The 14,452-nt window shown below is 67.3% G+C and carries 13 protein-coding genes and 1 pseudogene; 8 read left to right on the top strand and 6 right to left on the bottom strand.

What is annotated here, in order from left to right; genetic code table 11:
* Positions 1-498: hypothetical protein (locus IRZ30_RS10440; RefSeq protein WP_294084994.1), on the top strand; the 498-nt coding region annotated here is incomplete at its 5' end.
* A 166-nt stretch (positions 499-664) separates the two neighbouring features.
* On the opposite strand, the gene dnaK is transcribed toward IRZ30_RS10440, so the two are convergent.
* Genes dnaK through hrcA form a run of 3 tightly spaced genes read right to left on the bottom strand, consistent with a single transcriptional unit; the run spans position 665 to position 4,288 of the window.
* Positions 665-2,581 carry a molecular chaperone DnaK gene (gene dnaK / locus IRZ30_RS10435; RefSeq protein ID WP_294084993.1) on the bottom strand — a complete coding sequence of 639 codons (1,917 nt, stop codon included), beginning with the start codon at positions 2,579-2,581 and terminating at the stop codon, positions 665-667.
* 42 nt (positions 2,582-2,623) lie between these two features.
* A complete protein-coding gene (locus tag IRZ30_RS10430; RefSeq protein WP_294084992.1) occupies positions 2,624-3,211 on the bottom strand; it encodes a nucleotide exchange factor GrpE in 588 nt (195 codons plus the stop codon).
* A gap of 30 nt (positions 3,212-3,241) precedes the next feature.
* Positions 3,242-4,288, bottom strand: coding sequence for a heat-inducible transcriptional repressor HrcA (hrcA, locus tag IRZ30_RS10425; protein WP_294084991.1), 1,047 nt, complete (start codon positions 4,286-4,288; stop codon positions 3,242-3,244).
* Between the two features lie 232 nt (positions 4,289-4,520).
* On the opposite strand from hrcA, the gene IRZ30_RS10420 reads away from it, so the two are divergent.
* Together IRZ30_RS10420 and IRZ30_RS10415 are read left to right on the top strand one after the other, a co-directional pair.
* A complete protein-coding gene (locus IRZ30_RS10420) occupies positions 4,521-5,075 on the top strand; it encodes a DUF3995 domain-containing protein (protein ID WP_294084990.1) in 555 nt (184 codons plus the stop codon).
* Between the two features lie 14 nt (positions 5,076-5,089).
* A complete protein-coding gene (locus IRZ30_RS10415; protein WP_294084989.1) occupies positions 5,090-5,683 on the top strand; it encodes an RDD family protein in 594 nt (197 codons plus the stop codon).
* Between the two features lie 30 nt (positions 5,684-5,713).
* Here the strand turns inward: IRZ30_RS10415 and IRZ30_RS10410 are convergent, their stop codons facing one another.
* Complete coding sequence (locus IRZ30_RS10410; RefSeq protein ID WP_294084988.1) at positions 5,714-6,823, bottom strand: peptidase MA family metallohydrolase; 1,110 nt, start codon at positions 6,821-6,823, stop codon at positions 5,714-5,716.
* Positions 6,813-7,923 (bottom strand): peptide chain release factor 2 gene (gene prfB, locus IRZ30_RS10405; protein WP_294084986.1). Its coding sequence is split into 2 segments (ribosomal slippage): positions 6,813-7,850 and positions 7,852-7,923, totalling 1,110 coding nucleotides; the frame shifts between segments, so codons are not numbered across the junction. Before prfB ends, IRZ30_RS10410 begins: the two co-directional genes overlap by 11 nt.
* Positions 7,924-8,184: 261 nt before the next feature.
* On the opposite strand from prfB, the gene IRZ30_RS10400 reads away from it, so the two are divergent.
* The 5 genes from IRZ30_RS10400 (at position 8,185) to IRZ30_RS10380 (ending at position 13,843) form a co-directional block, all read left to right on the top strand.
* A complete protein-coding gene (locus IRZ30_RS10400; RefSeq protein ID WP_294084983.1) occupies positions 8,185-9,096 on the top strand; it encodes a fumarylacetoacetate hydrolase family protein in 912 nt (303 codons plus the stop codon).
* A gap of 14 nt (positions 9,097-9,110) precedes the next feature.
* The gene (locus IRZ30_RS10395; protein ID WP_294084981.1) at positions 9,111-10,001 is read left to right on the top strand and encodes a fumarylacetoacetate hydrolase family protein; all 891 of its coding nucleotides are present in this window, start codon (positions 9,111-9,113) and stop codon (positions 9,999-10,001) included.
* A 59-nt stretch (positions 10,002-10,060) separates the two neighbouring features.
* Positions 10,061-11,815: an ABC transporter substrate-binding protein gene (locus tag IRZ30_RS10390; protein WP_294084978.1), complete on the top strand. Its 1,755-nt coding sequence runs from the start codon at positions 10,061-10,063 to the stop codon at positions 11,813-11,815.
* A gap of 170 nt (positions 11,816-11,985) precedes the next feature.
* Entirely contained in the window at positions 11,986-12,936 is a 951-nt protein-coding gene (locus IRZ30_RS10385; RefSeq protein ID WP_294084976.1) for an ABC transporter permease, read from the top strand.
* Positions 12,923-13,843: an ABC transporter permease gene (locus IRZ30_RS10380; protein ID WP_294084975.1), complete on the top strand. Its 921-nt coding sequence runs from the start codon at positions 12,923-12,925 to the stop codon at positions 13,841-13,843. Before IRZ30_RS10385 ends, IRZ30_RS10380 begins: the two co-directional genes overlap by 14 nt.
* Positions 13,844-13,851: 8 nt before the next feature.
* Here the strand turns inward: IRZ30_RS10380 and IRZ30_RS10375 are convergent.
* Positions 13,852-14,452: pseudogene (locus IRZ30_RS10375) on the bottom strand (acetyltransferase); the annotation flags it as partial.

Below are 14,452 nucleotides of genomic sequence, written 5' to 3'. Positions count from 1 at the left end.
GCCGAGGTGCGGCGCGTACTCGCCCCGGCGGAGGGGGCGCCGCCCGCGGCATTGTGGCGGGCGCTCAGTGAGGGCCGGGCGCTGGCGGCAAGCGCCGAGCGCGCACCCGTGACTGTGTTCGTTACCGAAGGCTTCGGCCGCTGGCCGATGGCGGGGCCGATCTTCGACTTCCTGGCGCGACGAGAAGGCCAGGTCGCCAGCGTGCTGGTACCGCGTGACGGGGCCGCAGCCGAGGCACCGCCGGAGCTCTACTTCACGGTGACCACGGTCGAGGACGACGCGAGCATCCAACGCATCGAGCCGGCCGACGGTGTGGTGGCGCGGCTGGTTGACCCGTCACACCTCGGAACGGTCGTGACCTGCCGCAGCGGCGTGCTGCTCGAACGCAGGCCGTTCGGTGCCCAGGAGGTCGTGGAGGTCGAGTTGGCCACCGGCACCCAACGCCGTGTCCCACTGGCGAACCTGGAGCTGCTCACCGCCGCGTCGGAGCAAGACTGAATCGTATGAGTGTCACGAGCCCCTCGCTCCCTGACCCCCTCTCCCACCAGGGGAGAGGGGGTTCATGTTGACAGGACGCAACCAGGAGCGCGGCGTCCGCACCAGACGACACGAGCCGGAGCGCGACGCTCCGGCTCGTGCGGCGTGCTGCCTTGGCCGCGGGGATTTACTCCTCGTTGTGGACCTCGCGGAACTCGCCTTCGACGGTGGCTTCCTCCTCGGCACCCGCCTGCTGGCCGGTGTCGCCGCCGTCGGGGCCGGTGCCGGTGGCACCCGCCTGCTCGTACATGGTGGTGCCGACGCGCGAGAGCGTCTGCGTCATGTCCTCGTAGGCGGTCCGGAGTCGCTCGATGTTCTCCCGGTCGTTCTCCAGGATGTCCCGCACGACCCCGATCTTCTGCTCCAGCTCGGCCTTGAGCTCCGCCGGGATCTTGTCGCCGTAGTCGTTGAGCGTCCGCTCGGCCTGGTAGGACATCGCCTCGGCCTGGTTGCGGAACTCAATCGCCTCGCGGCGCTTCTTGTCCTCGGCCGCGTGCTGCTCCGCCTCGCGGATCATCCGCTGGATCTCGTCCTCAGTGAGCCCGCTGGAGGCGGTGATGGTGATCTTCTGCTCGCGGCCAGTCGCCTGGTCACGTGCCGTGACGTTCAGGATCCCGTTGGCGTCGATGTCGAAGGTCACCTCGATCTTCGGCACGCCGCGCGGTGCCGGCGGGATGCCGTCGAGGATGAACCGGCCGAGGCTCTTGTTGTCGGCGGCCATCGGCCGCTCGCCCTGCACGACGTGGATCTCGACCTGCGTCTGGTTGTCCGACGCGGTGCTGAAGATCTGGCTCTTCCGGGTCGGGATGGTCGTGTTGCGCTCGATCAGCGGCGTAGCGACGCCACCCAGCGTCTCAATCGAGAGGGTGAGCGGGGTAACGTCGAGGAGCAGGACGTCCTTCACCTCGCCGCCCAGCACACCGGCCTGGATCGCCGCGCCGATGGCGACCACCTCGTCCGGGTTGAGGCCCTTGTGCGGCTCCTTGCCGAAGAACTCGGCTACCTTGCGCTGCACGGCAGGCATGCGCGTCTGGCCGCCGACCAGCAGCACCTCGTCGATCTGGTCCTTGGTCAGGCCGGCGTCCTTGAGCGCGGCCTCCATCGGCTCGACGGTGCGGTCGATCAGGTCGGCGACGAGCTGCTCCAGCTTGGAGCGGGTCAGGGTGATGTTGAGGTGCTTCGGCCCGCTCGCGTCGGCGGTGATGAACGGCAGGGTGATCTCCGTCTGCTGCGTGCTCGACAGCTCGATCTTGGCCTTCTCGGCCGCTTCCTTGAGCCGCTGCAGCGCCATCCGGTCGCCGCGGAGGTCGATGCCCTCCTGCCGCTTAAACTCATCGGCCAGCCAGTCGATGATGCGCTGGTCGAAGTCGTCACCGCCGAGGTGGGTATCGCCGTTGGTGGCCAGCACCTGGAAGACACCCTCGGAGAGGTCGAGGATCGAGATGTCGTAGGTGCCGCCACCCAGGTCGTAGACGGCGATCTTCTCGTCGTTCTTCTTGTCGAGGCCGTAGGCCAGCGACGAGGCGGTCGGCTCGTTGATGATCCGCAGCACGTCCAGCCCGGCGATCCGGCCGGCGTCCTTGGTGGCGTTGCGCTGGCTGTCGTCGAAGTAGGCCGGGACGGTGATCACGGCCTTGTCGACGGTTTCACCCAGGTAGGCCTCGGCGTCGGCCTTGAGCTTCTGCAGGATCATCGCCGAGATCTCCGGCGGGCTGTACCAGCGGTCGCCCATCTTGATCTCGACGCCGCCGTTCTGGGCGCGCCGGATCTCATACGGCACGAGCTTGAGATCCCGCTGCACCGTCGGGTCGTCGTAGCGGCGACCCATGAAGCGCTTGACCGAGAAAATGGTGTTCTTCGGGTTGGTCACGGCCTGGCGCTTGGCGAAGCGCCCGACGAGGCGCTCACCGCTGGAGGTGATGGCCACGACCGACGGGGTGATGTTCTCCCCTTCAGCGTTGGGGATGACCCTCGGCTCGCCACCCTCGATGACCGCCATGACCGAGTTCGTGGTGCCGAGATCGATACCGATTGTTCGTCCCATGCTGCAGTCCTCCGTCACACTCGAACGTCCGCGCGACCCGCGTTACCCATCCGTGGGGACCCGCCCATCTCCTCCGGTCGCCTGCCCGACCTTCACGATCGCGGGGCGTAGGACGCGGTCGTGCAGCAGATAGCCGCGTTGGAACTCCTGGACCACGGTGTCGGCCGACTCAACGCCCTCTTCGACGGTCACCGCCTCGTGCAGCGCCGGGTCGAACGGCTTGCCCACCGATTCGATCGGGCGCACGCCTTCTGCCTCGAGGATCGACCAGAGCTTGCGCTCGATCAGCAGAATCCCCTGAATCCACGGGTCGTCGCGGTGCTCGGCGGGCACCGACTCCATCGCGCGGTTGAAGTCGTCCAGCACTGGGAGCAGGCGAGCAATCAACTGCTCACCGGCGTGCTTGCGGATCTCCTGGACCTCCTGCTCGGTGCGCCGCCGGAAGTTGATGAGCTCGGCGCGTGCGCGCTGTGCCTGCTCCAGGTACTCCGCGGCTCGCGCGCGCTCCTGTTCGAGGAGCTCCTGGAGCTCCTGCACGCTGGTTTCTTCGGTCGGTGGTGCTTCTGCCTGGGCCTCGCCGGTCGAGGTCGTCTCGTCCGGCGCGGGGGTTGCATCCTGTCGCTCGTCCATATCGTTCAGCGACCCTCCACGTCGCGCGACTTAGTCTTCGTCTTCCGCTTCGTCGTAGATGTCTCGCAGCAGGTTGGTCATCACCTGCGCGATGTAGCGCACGATCGAGATTGAGCGCCCGTACGGCATGCGCGTCGGTCCGACAACCCCGAGAAGCCCCGCCACCTGGTTTCTCGCCCCGTAGCTCGCGGCGACGACCGCGAAGGGGTGGAGGTCGGCCGCCCGGTGCTCCTTCCCGATGATGACCTGGACGTCGTCGCCGGGTTGCAGTTGAGGCAGCAGCAGGGACAGGATGGCGCCGCCCCGCAGGAGTTCGAGGAGACGCTGGGCGATCGGCCCACCCTCGATCTCCGGCTGCTGCAGCACGTAATCAAGCCCCTCGGCGAAGACTTCGGTTTGCGCCTCCTGCTCGGTCAGGCGCAACAGGTCGGCCAGTTGCTCGAGGATGAACGAGGCCAAGCCACTTGCACCCGGGGCGAGTCGCCGGATCTGCTCATGGGTCAGATCGCGGATCTCGGGGTTGAGTCGCTGGCTGAGGGCGCTCAGCTCCTCCTGGCTGACCTCGTCCTGGAGCTGGAGGATGACCTCCCGCACCATACCGGTCTGGGTGACGGCGACCAGGAGGACGACTCGCCCGCGCAGGCTAATCAACTCGAAGTGGCGCATGCGCTCCACGCTGCTGCGCGGGGGCGTCACCAGCGACAGGTTGCCGCTCATGTCGGCGAGCACCACCGCGGCCAGCTTGGCCCAGCTCTCGATCTGAGCCTCCACCTGGCGGAACTGGTGGCTGATCGTGATCTGCTCGGGGATCGGCAACCGTGCATCATCGAGCAGGTACTCGACGTAGTAGCGGTAGCCGCGGTCCGTCGGCACGCGGCCCGCCGAGGTGTGGGGGTGCGCCAGGTATTCCTGTTCCTCAAGCTCACCCATCTCGCTGCGCACGGTGGCAGGGCTAATCCCCAGGTCGTAGCGCTCGATCAGGCTCTTGGAGCCCACCGCGCGCCCCGTGCGGATGTACTCCTGCACGATGAGCTTGAGAATCGTCCGCTGCCGTTGACTCAGTTCTGGCTGCACCATTCACCTCGGTTAGCACTCCTAATCGACGAGTGCCAACTCAGCGTAGGATACCAGTTGATACTACTTGTGTCAAGGTTCCCGGCCGCTCGGGAAGGGGTGCGGTGGTGCCGCACGCGGGGGTCGCTTGCCCCCGGGCGCGCTGGCGCCGTAGGCTAGACCCGGCCCGTATGTTTGCCGTGATCGCAAGGTGGGTTGATCGGCCTCATAGATGAGGCAGGGGAATGAGCTGACAATGGCGCTATCGCCGCCACGAACGTCTCGGTCCTGGTTGGATCGTGCCGGCTACGCAGCGTCTGCCTGGGCGCTCATCTTTTCGGCGCAGAGCTTCTACCACGCGGCAGGCGGGACCGCGGGCGCGGAGACGATCGGTCCGGCCATCGCCGAGCACGTGCTGGCACGGGAGCCGCTGTGGGTCGCGGCCATGTGGATCACCGGCGGGCTGAAGGTCGCCGCGGCGCTGCTGGGTCTGGCCCTGGTGCGCCCGTGGGGCCGGCACCTCCCGCGCTGGCTGCTGCTGGTGGCCGGGTGGGGCGCGGTCGCGGTGATGGCCGTCTATGAGGGCGCCGCGAGCCTGGCGCAGCATGCGCTGATGGTGGCCGGGGTCATCGACATCCCGGCTGGGCTCGGCCCGACAGCCGCCCGCTGGCATCTCGCGCTCTGGGATCCGTGGTGGCTGCTCGGCGGGATCCTCTTCGGCGTGGCGACCTGGCGGTATCAGCGCCGCAGCCGGGTCCACGCCGTGCCTGACCGGCCCGGACGCACCCCACGTGGCCGGGCCAGACCGTAAGAGAAGGAGAGCTCATGGCCGTTACCGTGCCCACCGCGCTGCCTGCCCGAATCGTGCTCCGGCGGGGCGTCGCCTACGCGATCGACATCGCGCTTGCCTACGGGGCGTTCGTTGGGATCCAGACTGCACTCACCCCGCTGCGCAGCCGGCTTGGCCCGCTGTGGATGACATCGGGCCCGCCATTCGAAGGGTATATCTTCCTCACCATCTCGCTGCCCATCTGGTGCTACTTCACGCTCTGCGAAGGATCGCGATGGCAGGCGACGGTCGGCAAGCGGCTCCTGGGGTTGCAGGTTGTCACGGTGGCCGGGCAGCGCGTGGGGTGGGGGCGGGCGCTTCTCCGCACGGCGGTGAAGTTGCTGCCCTGGGACATCGCGCACCTGACCGTGGCGCTGCCGACGCCGCTCTTCATCGACCCGGAGACCGGCGCGCTGGATTGGACGCGGGGTGACTTCCGCCTCGGTTTCCTGCTCGCGTACGCAGTGCTCGCGCTCACGCTGGTGGCGGTGGTCCGCACCCCGCGCCGGCAGGCGCTGCACGATCTGGCCGCCGGGACGGTCGTGGTGCCGGTCCGGGATCGCGACGAGCGTGCGGAAGTCGCACGTTAGTTCAGTATGGAATGACCGGGCCGCGCCGGATCAGGCGTCACCCGCGTAGCCGAGCCAGGCTTTCCACTCCTGGTCGAGCTGGTCGAGGCTGATGCCGAGCGCGCGCTGGACAGCCTCGTCGTAGGAGACACCGTCGCGGAAGACGTTGATGAGGTCGGCCATCGCCTGCGTCCCCTTCTCCTCGATGATGAAGCGCGCGATGCTCTCGCTCTCGGCATAGGCGAGGATGGCGGCCGCCGGGTCCGCCGGGAAGGCGGAGTTGAGGGCGCGGACGGTGTCGAGCCGCCCGTCTCGGATCGCGCGCTGGAGGACCGGGGTGAAGCGGTCGTCCGGCACCTCCTGGTAATAGCTCGCCAAGCCCTCGTTGAGCCAGGGCGGCGGCGCGTTGTAGGGATTGGCCGTCGCCTCGGCCATGACGACATGGACGACCTCGTGGCTCAACATCCGGGCGACCTCGCCGGTGTCGCCGGGCTGGATGGCGACCACGATCAGGCCGAGGTCAGGCTCGGCGAAGCCGCCGACCCAGTCGTCGCTGCCGGCCGGGAGCGCCGCGCGAAAGTCGCGGTCGCTGGCGTACATGACGACGCGGATGGGGCGGTCGGTGGTGACGCCGAAGGCGTCGTCGAACCGTTCGATGGCCCGGACGGTGGTGTCGAGCGCCTGCTGGGCGAAGCTCTGGTTGCCGGCGTAGTAATAGAGGGTGACGACGCCGCGCTGGACCGTCTTCCAGTCGTGCTGCTCGTCCATGTAGAAAAGGCGCTGCTCGGGCGTCCTGAGCGCCTCGCCGCTTGCCAGCGTGAGCTGCCAGTAGTACCGCACATCGATGCCGGGTGGCAGGTAGTCCAGCAGCAGGTCCACGGTGTGCGTCACGTCCACGTGGGTTCCCGGGCGGGTCTGGGGTCTGGCGACGTTGATGACCGGCACGCCGTCGGGGTAGTAGCGCAGCTCGACGCGGGTGACCGGCTCCGAGACATCGGCTTGCAGGCGGAAGGTGATCCCGTTCGGGAAGTCCGGGATCGCTTCGCTCAGGTGCACGCTGAGCGTCGCGGCGCCGGCCGTGCTGAAGCGGGCCGACGCCGCGAGGGCCACGAGCGCCAGGATCAGCGCGAGACTGAGCCGAGCGCGCGTGCTACTGCTCATCGGCAGCACCGACTTGCTGGTGGAGGTAGGCCTCGATGAAGGGATCGATCTCCCCCTCCAACACGGCCTGGACGTTGCTGGTGCTGTACTCGGTCCGGTGGTCGGTCACCATGGTGTAGGGCTGGAGCACGTAAGAGCGGATCCGGTTGCCCCAGCCGACGGCGACGTGCTCGCCCTTGAGCTTAGCCTGCTCCTCCTCGCGCTTGCGGATGGCGAGCTCGGTCAGCCTGGCGCGCAGGATCTTCATCGCCGTCTCGCGGTTCTGGATCTGGGACCGCTCGTTCTGACAGGTGACCACGATGCCGGTCGGCAGGTGGGTGATCCGCACCGCCGAGTCGGTCTTGTTGACGTGTTGACCGCCGGCCCCGGAGGAGCGGTAGGTGTCGATCCGGATCTCGTCCTCGCGGATGACCACCTCGGTGTTGTCCTCGACCTGGGGCAGGACCTCGACCAGGGCGAAGGCGGTGTGTCGCCGGTGGGCCTGGTCGAACGGCGAAAGCCGCACCAGCCGGTGGGTCCCGGCCTCACCCTTGGCGTAGCCGTAGGCATACGGGCCCCGGATCTCGATGGTCGCGCTCTTGATCCCGGCCTCTTCCCCCTCGGTGACATCGAGCACCTGGGTTTGGAACCCCCGGTTGCTGGCCCAGCGCAGGTACATGCGCATGAGCATCTCCGCCCAGTCCTGGGCGTCGACGCCGCCGGTTCCGGCGTGGATCGCCATGATGGCGTCGTGGTCGTCGTACGGGCCGCTGAGCAGGAGGTTCAACTCCAGCTCTTCGACCCCACGAAGGACACGCTTGGCCTCGGCCGCGATCTCGTCGCGGAGGTCGTCGTCTGCTTCAGCCAGGTCGATGAGTTCACGCAAGTCGGCGGCCTGCTGGTGGAGTTCCGTCCAGGTTTCCACCTGATTCCGGAGCGCGCCGAGGCGGCGCATCACGCGCTGTGCGCCTGCGCCGTCGTTCCAAAACTCGGGGTCGGCGGAGCGAGCTTCCAGTTCTTCAATCTCGCGCTGCTTGGCAGGCAAGTCAAAGACGCACCCCGATCCGGTCGAGGCGCTCAAGCATCCCCGTGACGGTGGCTTCCAGGTTCTCGATCGTCATGCGTCAACTCCCGAAAGACGCGCGAATATCCTGACAGCTATCCCCCGCGCGTCGTACTTCACAGTATCCGGCCAAGTATAGCATCGCCCGCGCGCATCCTGGGAGGCCGCGACGAGCGGCGGCCCGAATTGACGTGCGTAGATGACACGTTTTTCATGTAAGTGATTATTGACATGTGCGCGAGTTCAAGTGAAGATAGGCGTATCCCAGTCAAGGATTCCTGCTACGTGAATAGGCGCCGCGTGCGTGTGAGGAGGCGCCATGCGCATCGCAATGGCTGATGGCAGTCGGATCGGTGTCATCGCGGTTGACAATACCTTCGTCGATATCGGCGATCTCCTGCAACCGTACGATCCGCTCGGTCCTGAGGACCTGCTGCCGGACCTTATTACCCACTTCCCGGAGCTGCGGGACACCCTGTCACACCGAGTCGCAACCGGGGGCGGCGTCCCCCTGGAGGGGGTCCGGCTTCGGTCGCCGGTGGTGCGCCCGTCGAAGATCGTCTGCCTGATCGGCAACTACCGTGAGGGCACCGATCGCCCGCCGCAGATTCTCGACTTCTTTTTCAAGTCGCCTGAAGGGATCGTGGGACCCGGCGACACGGTTGTCCTCCCGCCGCACCCCGCCACCATCTTCCACCACGAGGCCGAGATCGCGGTCATCGTCGGCCGCGAGGCGAAGAGCCTCTCGGCGGACGAGGCGATGGACGCGGTCTTCGGCTACACGGTGTTCAACGACGTGTCCGCCCGCGGGCTGGGCCGCTCGGGGATCAACAGTTTCCTCGGCAAGTCGTTTGACACCTTCGCCGCCTTCGGGCCGTGGATCGTCACGGCGGATGAGATTGCGGACCCCTACGCCCTGCACATCACGGTGGAGGTGAATGGGGAACGGCGCCAGGACTACTGGACCAGCGACATGGAGCGCCCGATTGCCGAGCTGATGACCGCCATCTCCGCGGTGACAACGCTTCACCCGGGGGATGTGATCTGCTGCGGGACGAACCATCAAGGGCTCGGTGCCATGCAGGACGGGGACGAAGTGGTGACCGCGATTAGCGGGATCGGCGCGTTCACGCTGCATGTTCGCGATGAGCAGCGACGGGTGTGGCCCCGGGGCATCGACCGCCAGACGGCAGAGCGGGTGCGCGCGGCGGGCCTGCGGCCGTCCCAGTAGGAAGGGGCGAGCGTATGCGACTGGTGCTGAGCAGGGATGATCGGATAGGCGTCCTGCGGGACGGCGGCTTCGTCGATGTCTCCGCCGCGTTCGCCGACATCCGCTACCGGACGGCCGCGGACCGGATGCCGCGCGTGATCGCCACCCTGGCGGAGCGACGCGCGCAGGTCGAGGAACTGGCGGCTTCGAGCCAGCCGGAGCCGGTCCCTCCATTGCAGGCGCCCGTCCCCCGCCCACCGAAGCTGATTGCCGCCTTTGCCAACTATCGCGAGGGCGCGAACCGCGAGCGCCAGCCTCAGGATCTGTTCTTGGAGAGCCCCGACTCGGTCATCGGCCCGGGCGGGACGGTCGTGCTCCCCCCGCACCAGGCCACGATCTTCCACCACGAGGCCGAGCTCGCGCTCATCATCGGCGCGCGGGCGAAGGATCTCCCGGCGGATGAGCGCGCCCTGGCGGCGCTCGCGGGCTATAGCTGCGCGATCGACGTCTCAGCCCGCGGGCTGGGGCGGATGCCTCCGAGCCGCATGGGCAAGTCGTTCGACACCTTCACTCCGCTCGGTCCTGCCGTTGTGACGACCGACGAGGTGCCCGATCCCCAGGCCCTCAGGGTCCAGCTATCGGTCAGCGGTGAGCTGCGTCAGGACTACTCGACCCGAGACATGGAGTACTCCGTCGTCGAGATCCTGGCGTTCGCGAGTTCGTACATGACGCTCGTTCCCGGGGACGTCATCTTGTGCGGCACGAACCACCAGGGCCTCGGTGCCCTCCAGGATGGGGATGCGGTGCAGATGTCGATCGAACGTGTCGGTGAGCTGTCGGTCACCGTCCGCGACCCGCTGCGCCGGACGTGGCCTCGCGGCATCGACGAGGAGATGGCGGCCCGCCATCGTGGTGCCCATGCCTAGCGCTGCCACAGATGGAGCGAACAGGCAGGAGCGTCGAGGTGAGAGGAGGAGATCACGCCATGGCTCACGAGCATTCGGCCGATCGGGAGCTGGTCTCTCCGCTCAACGCGCGCCTCAGCCGCCGTGGCCTGCTCAAGCGCGCGGCGGTCCTGGGCGCCGGTGTCCCGTTGGCGGGTAGCCTCCTCGCTGCTTGCGGTGGCGGAGCAGCGGAGGAAGCGCCGGCCGACGCCACCGAGTCGACGTCGCCGGCTGGGGCCACCACGCCCCCTGGTCAGACGACGAGTGGTTCTACCGGGTCCACCGGGTCCACCGGGTCAACAGATGAGGGCGAGCCGCGGCGCGGTGGCCGGCTGCGGGTTGCGTTGATCGCCCAGCCCCCGTCGCTCGATATCCATCAGACGACCGGGCGTGGGGTCTTAATGGCCATGTCCCACGTCTTTGAGACCTTGTTCACGTGGGACCGCGAGTACGCCGTCATGCCGCTGCTGGCGTCGACCTATGAGGCGAGCGACGACAGCCTGACGCACACGATCACGCTGCGTCAGGGGGTGCTGTTCCACAACGGCCAGGAGCTGACCGCGGCGGACGTGATCGCCACGTTGGAGCGCTGGGGACGCCTCAGCCCGCTCGGCGAGCTGCTCATGGGCGCGACCGAGGAGCTGGAAGAGGTCGACAAGTATACGATCCGGTTCAGACTGTCGCGCCCGATGGGCATCGTGCCACAGCTTCTGGCCCGCGGCGGCCAGGGTGCCTACATCTACCCGAAGAGCGTCGTGGAGGCCGCCGGCGACGACTTCGTTTCCGAATACATCGGGACGGGACCGTACAAGTTCGTGGAGTTCCGCCCCGATCGGTACTTCCTGCTCGCACGCTTCGACGACTACGTCGGCCCCACGGGCGAGCCCAGCGGCTATGCCGGCAGCAAGGCGGCCTACATCGACGAACTGGAGTTCATCCCGGTGACCGACGACGCCGCGCGCGTGGCGGGCCTTCAGGCCGGCGACTACCACTACCTGGAGGAGATCGTTGCCGACGAGATCGAGATGCTGCGGAACGACCCGAACGTGGTGGTGGAAATCCTGCCCGTCCGGAGCTATGGCTTCATCGGGTTGAACCACGCACAGGGACCGATGAGCAATCTGACCATCCGCCGAGCGGTGCAGGCGGCGCTCTCGATCCGGGAGCAGGGGCTGGCCTCCCACGGGGAAGGCTTCTTCGAGCTCGGGCCGGGCATCATGCTGCCGATCACCGTCTGGGACTCCGACGCTGGAGCCGAGCTCTACAACCAGGCGAATCCGGTAAAGGCCCGCCAGCTCCTCCAGGAGGCGGGCTACGACGGGACCCCGATCCGCTGGCTCACGACGCAGGACGACCTGGGCGACTACAACTCGGCCGTCGTGTGCAAACAGCAGTTGGAGGAGGCCGGCTTCTCGGTGGAGTTGATCGTCCTCGACGAGGCAACGCTCTTCACCACCCGGAGCCAACCCGAGGGCTGGGATGTCTGGAATGGCGCGTTCATCCTGCGGACCGACCCGACGCAGCTTCCCTTCCTCGCCTCCTGTGATTATTCCGGCTGGTGGTGCTCACCCGAGAAAGAAGCGGCGTTCGAGCGGCTGCTGACGGAGACCGAGTTCGAGAAGCGCTACGAGGCGTTTGAGGAGCTCCAGCGGCTCTTCTATGAGGAGGTCGGGGCCATCAAGCAGCAGAACAACTACGGGATTATGGCGAAGTCGGCGAAGCTGAAGAACTTCGGCCCGGAAACGACGCTCTTCCAGCTTGAGCCGGAGTTCGTCAATGCCTGGCTCGAGGAGTAGGCGGAGCGGTCGGAGGCGCGGTAGGCCGGCAGCGCGAGTCAGGCGACGCGCGGCCGCGCGATCAGCCCTACCGTGACCGGTTCACCGCGCCGAGCCGTGCCGGGTCGGTTCGGCGCGGACACCGCCGGGTCGGGGAGATCGGGCTCGGCTGGGCGCGACGGAGACTGTAGATGACGGCTTACATCCTACGCCGACTATCTCTCTTGGTTCCCGTGCTGCTGATCGTCGGCGTGCTTGTGTTCTCGCTGATCCACCTCACCCCGGGAGATCCGGCGGCGATCATCGCCGGCGAGGACGCGACGACCGAACAGATCGCGGATATGCGTGAACGCCTCGGCCTCAACGACCCGATCCACATCCAGTTCTTCCGATGGTTCGGCGGGGTGGTGCGCCTCGATCTCGGTGATTCGATCTTCCTGCGGCAGCCGGTCACCGAGGCACTCCTCGACCGCGTTCAGCCGACCGGCTTACTTACGCTGTACTCGCTGACGCTGGCGATCCTGATTGCCGTGCCGGCCGGCGTGATCGCGGCCGTGCGGCGCAACTCCTGGGTGGACCGGGCGCTGATGGTGGTCTCGATCAGCGGCGCGGCGATACCCACCTTCTTCTTCGGCATCCTGCTCATCCTGCTCTTCGCGGTGATTCTGCGGTGGCTCCCGTCCGGGGGCTACGTCGATATCGGCGAGGATCCGATTCGACACGTCAAGAGCATGATCCTGCCGGCGCTGGCGCTTGGCTTTTCCACGGCAGGACTCCTGGCGCGTATGGTCCGCTCGACCATGCTCGACGTCCTGCGGGAGGACTACATCCGCACTGCCTTCGCCAAGGGGTTGTCGCAGAAAACCGTGGTGCTCCTCCACGCCCTGCGGAACGCCGCAATTCCGGCCATGACCGTCTTGGGGGTCTCGCTCGCCAACCTGCTCGGTGGGTCGGTGGTGGTCGAGACCGTGTTCAACCTTCCTGGCATGGGCCGTCTGGTGGTGGAGAGTGTGGCCCGCCGCGACTTTCCGGTGATCCAGGGGACGGTCATGGTCATCGCGATGATCCAGGTGATCGTGATGCTGCTGGTCGATGTGTTGTACGTGTACGTTGATCCGAGGGTGCGGTATGGCGCTGACTGAGACCGGAGACGAGGTCGTCAGCGCGCAGGCGTCCAGGCGGAGACGCTTTGGTCTCGCGGCCATCACGCCGGCGTCCCGCTACTACTGGCTGCGGCTGCTCCTGACGAACCCGGCCGCGCTGGGGAGCCTGTGCTTCCTGGCGGTCGTCGTGATCCTCGCCGTGCTGGCCCCGGTTGTGGCGCCGTACGGACCGACGTTCGTCAACCCGGCGGATCGACTCGTCGGCCCATCGTCGGGCTACTGGTTCGGAACCGACACGCTCGGGCGGGACATCTTCAGTCGAACGGTCTACGGCGCACGCATCTCGCTGTTGGTCGGCCTCACCGTGATGGTGGGGACAGCCGTCCTCGGCTCGCTCATTGGGCTGGCCGCCGGTTTCTACCCGCGGCTCGACACACCGCTCATGCGGGTGATGGACGGGATGGATGCCTTCCCGAGCATCCTGCTCGCCATCGCGATCATGGCCGCCTTCGGCGCGTCGACGCGGAACGTCATCGTGGCGTTGGTGGTGGTCTTCACGCCCAACGTGAGTCGGGTGGTGCGCAGCACGACGCTGGTCAACAAGCGCCAATTGTATGTGGAGTCCGCGCGCTGCATCGGCCTGCGCGATCGCACCATCCTGCTCCGCTACATCTTCCTGAACTCGCTGTCGCCGCTCATCGTCCAGTGCACCTTCATCGTCGCCTTCGCGATCCTGGCGGAGGCGTCACTGTCCTTCCTCGGCGCCGGTGTGCCAGCCGGAACGGCGACCTGGGGCAACATGGTGAGCGAGGGACAGGGCTACATTCGCACGGCCTGGTGGATTGCCGTGTTCCCGGGCACCTTCCTCTTCCTCACCGTGTTGGCAATCAATCTGATCGGCGACGGGCTGCGCGATTCGCTCGACCCCCGGTCTCGGGAGCGGTAGCGTCGGCGCTAGCCTCCGGCCGACGGCGTGGACGGCGGAACGATCTGCGCGCGGATCAGTTCGGCGAAGCGCTGAGCGCCTTCGGGGCGCAGGTGGATGCCGTCGCCCCAGAAGAACTCCGGGTGGTCGATGCTGGCGGCGTGCCAGTCGACCAGGACCGCGTTCGGGTGGCGGGCAACGCCGTCGGCGATCGTGGCGTTGTTGACCTCTTCCCACGGACGCGGGACCTTGAGGTTGACGAAGATCGCCCGGCGCTCGGGCCCGATCACCTGCATTATCTGCTCGAACTCTTCGGCGGTGAAGAGCCCGTTGTTGCCCATGTGCACGACGACGACGTCGCCCAGGCTGCCGTCAGCCTGATGGGCCTGGAGCGCCGCGATAGCGGCGGTGGGAGCCATACCGATCTCCGCGTCGATGCTCAGGTTGGGGATCTGCTCCTGCAACGCCGGCGCGGCGCCGACCATGACCGAGTCACCGACGGCGGTCACGCGCGGTTCGGGGACGGGGGTCGGCGTCGGGGTCGGTTCCTTCGTCGGCAACGGCGTCGGTGTGACGGTGGGCAGGGCCGCCACCGGGGGAGGGCCGGGAAGGACGTCGTCGAGCTGTCTA

Source organism: Sphaerobacter sp., from assembly GCF_019683595.1.
GTDB lineage: Bacteria > Chloroflexota > Chloroflexia > Thermomicrobiales > Thermomicrobiaceae > Sphaerobacter.
The sequence above is the reverse complement of the archived record's forward strand: the minus strand, read 5'-3'. Positions and strand labels throughout refer to the sequence as shown.

Excerpts from the sequence above, each read along its gene's own strand:
- dnaK (WP_294084993.1), bottom strand. The coding sequence starts at position 2,581 with ATGGGACGAACAATCGGTATCGATCTCGGCACCACGAACTCGGTCATG.
- IRZ30_RS10430 (WP_294084992.1), bottom strand. The coding sequence starts at position 3,211 with ATGGACGAGCGACAGGATGCAACCCCCGCGCCGGACGAGACGACCTCG.
- hrcA (WP_294084991.1), bottom strand. The coding sequence starts at position 4,288 with ATGGTGCAGCCAGAACTGAGTCAACGGCAGCGGACGATTCTCAAGCTC.
- IRZ30_RS10420 (WP_294084990.1), top strand. The coding sequence starts at position 4,521 with ATGGCGCTATCGCCGCCACGAACGTCTCGGTCCTGGTTGGATCGTGCC.
- IRZ30_RS10415 (WP_294084989.1), top strand. The coding sequence starts at position 5,090 with ATGGCCGTTACCGTGCCCACCGCGCTGCCTGCCCGAATCGTGCTCCGG.
- IRZ30_RS10410 (WP_294084988.1), bottom strand. The coding sequence starts at position 6,823 with ATGAGCAGTAGCACGCGCGCTCGGCTCAGTCTCGCGCTGATCCTGGCG.
- IRZ30_RS10400 (WP_294084983.1), top strand. The coding sequence starts at position 8,185 with ATGCGCATCGCAATGGCTGATGGCAGTCGGATCGGTGTCATCGCGGTT.
- IRZ30_RS10395 (WP_294084981.1), top strand. The coding sequence starts at position 9,111 with ATGCGACTGGTGCTGAGCAGGGATGATCGGATAGGCGTCCTGCGGGAC.
- IRZ30_RS10390 (WP_294084978.1), top strand. The coding sequence starts at position 10,061 with ATGGCTCACGAGCATTCGGCCGATCGGGAGCTGGTCTCTCCGCTCAAC.
- IRZ30_RS10385 (WP_294084976.1), top strand. The coding sequence starts at position 11,986 with ATGACGGCTTACATCCTACGCCGACTATCTCTCTTGGTTCCCGTGCTG.
- IRZ30_RS10380 (WP_294084975.1), top strand. The coding sequence starts at position 12,923 with ATGGCGCTGACTGAGACCGGAGACGAGGTCGTCAGCGCGCAGGCGTCC.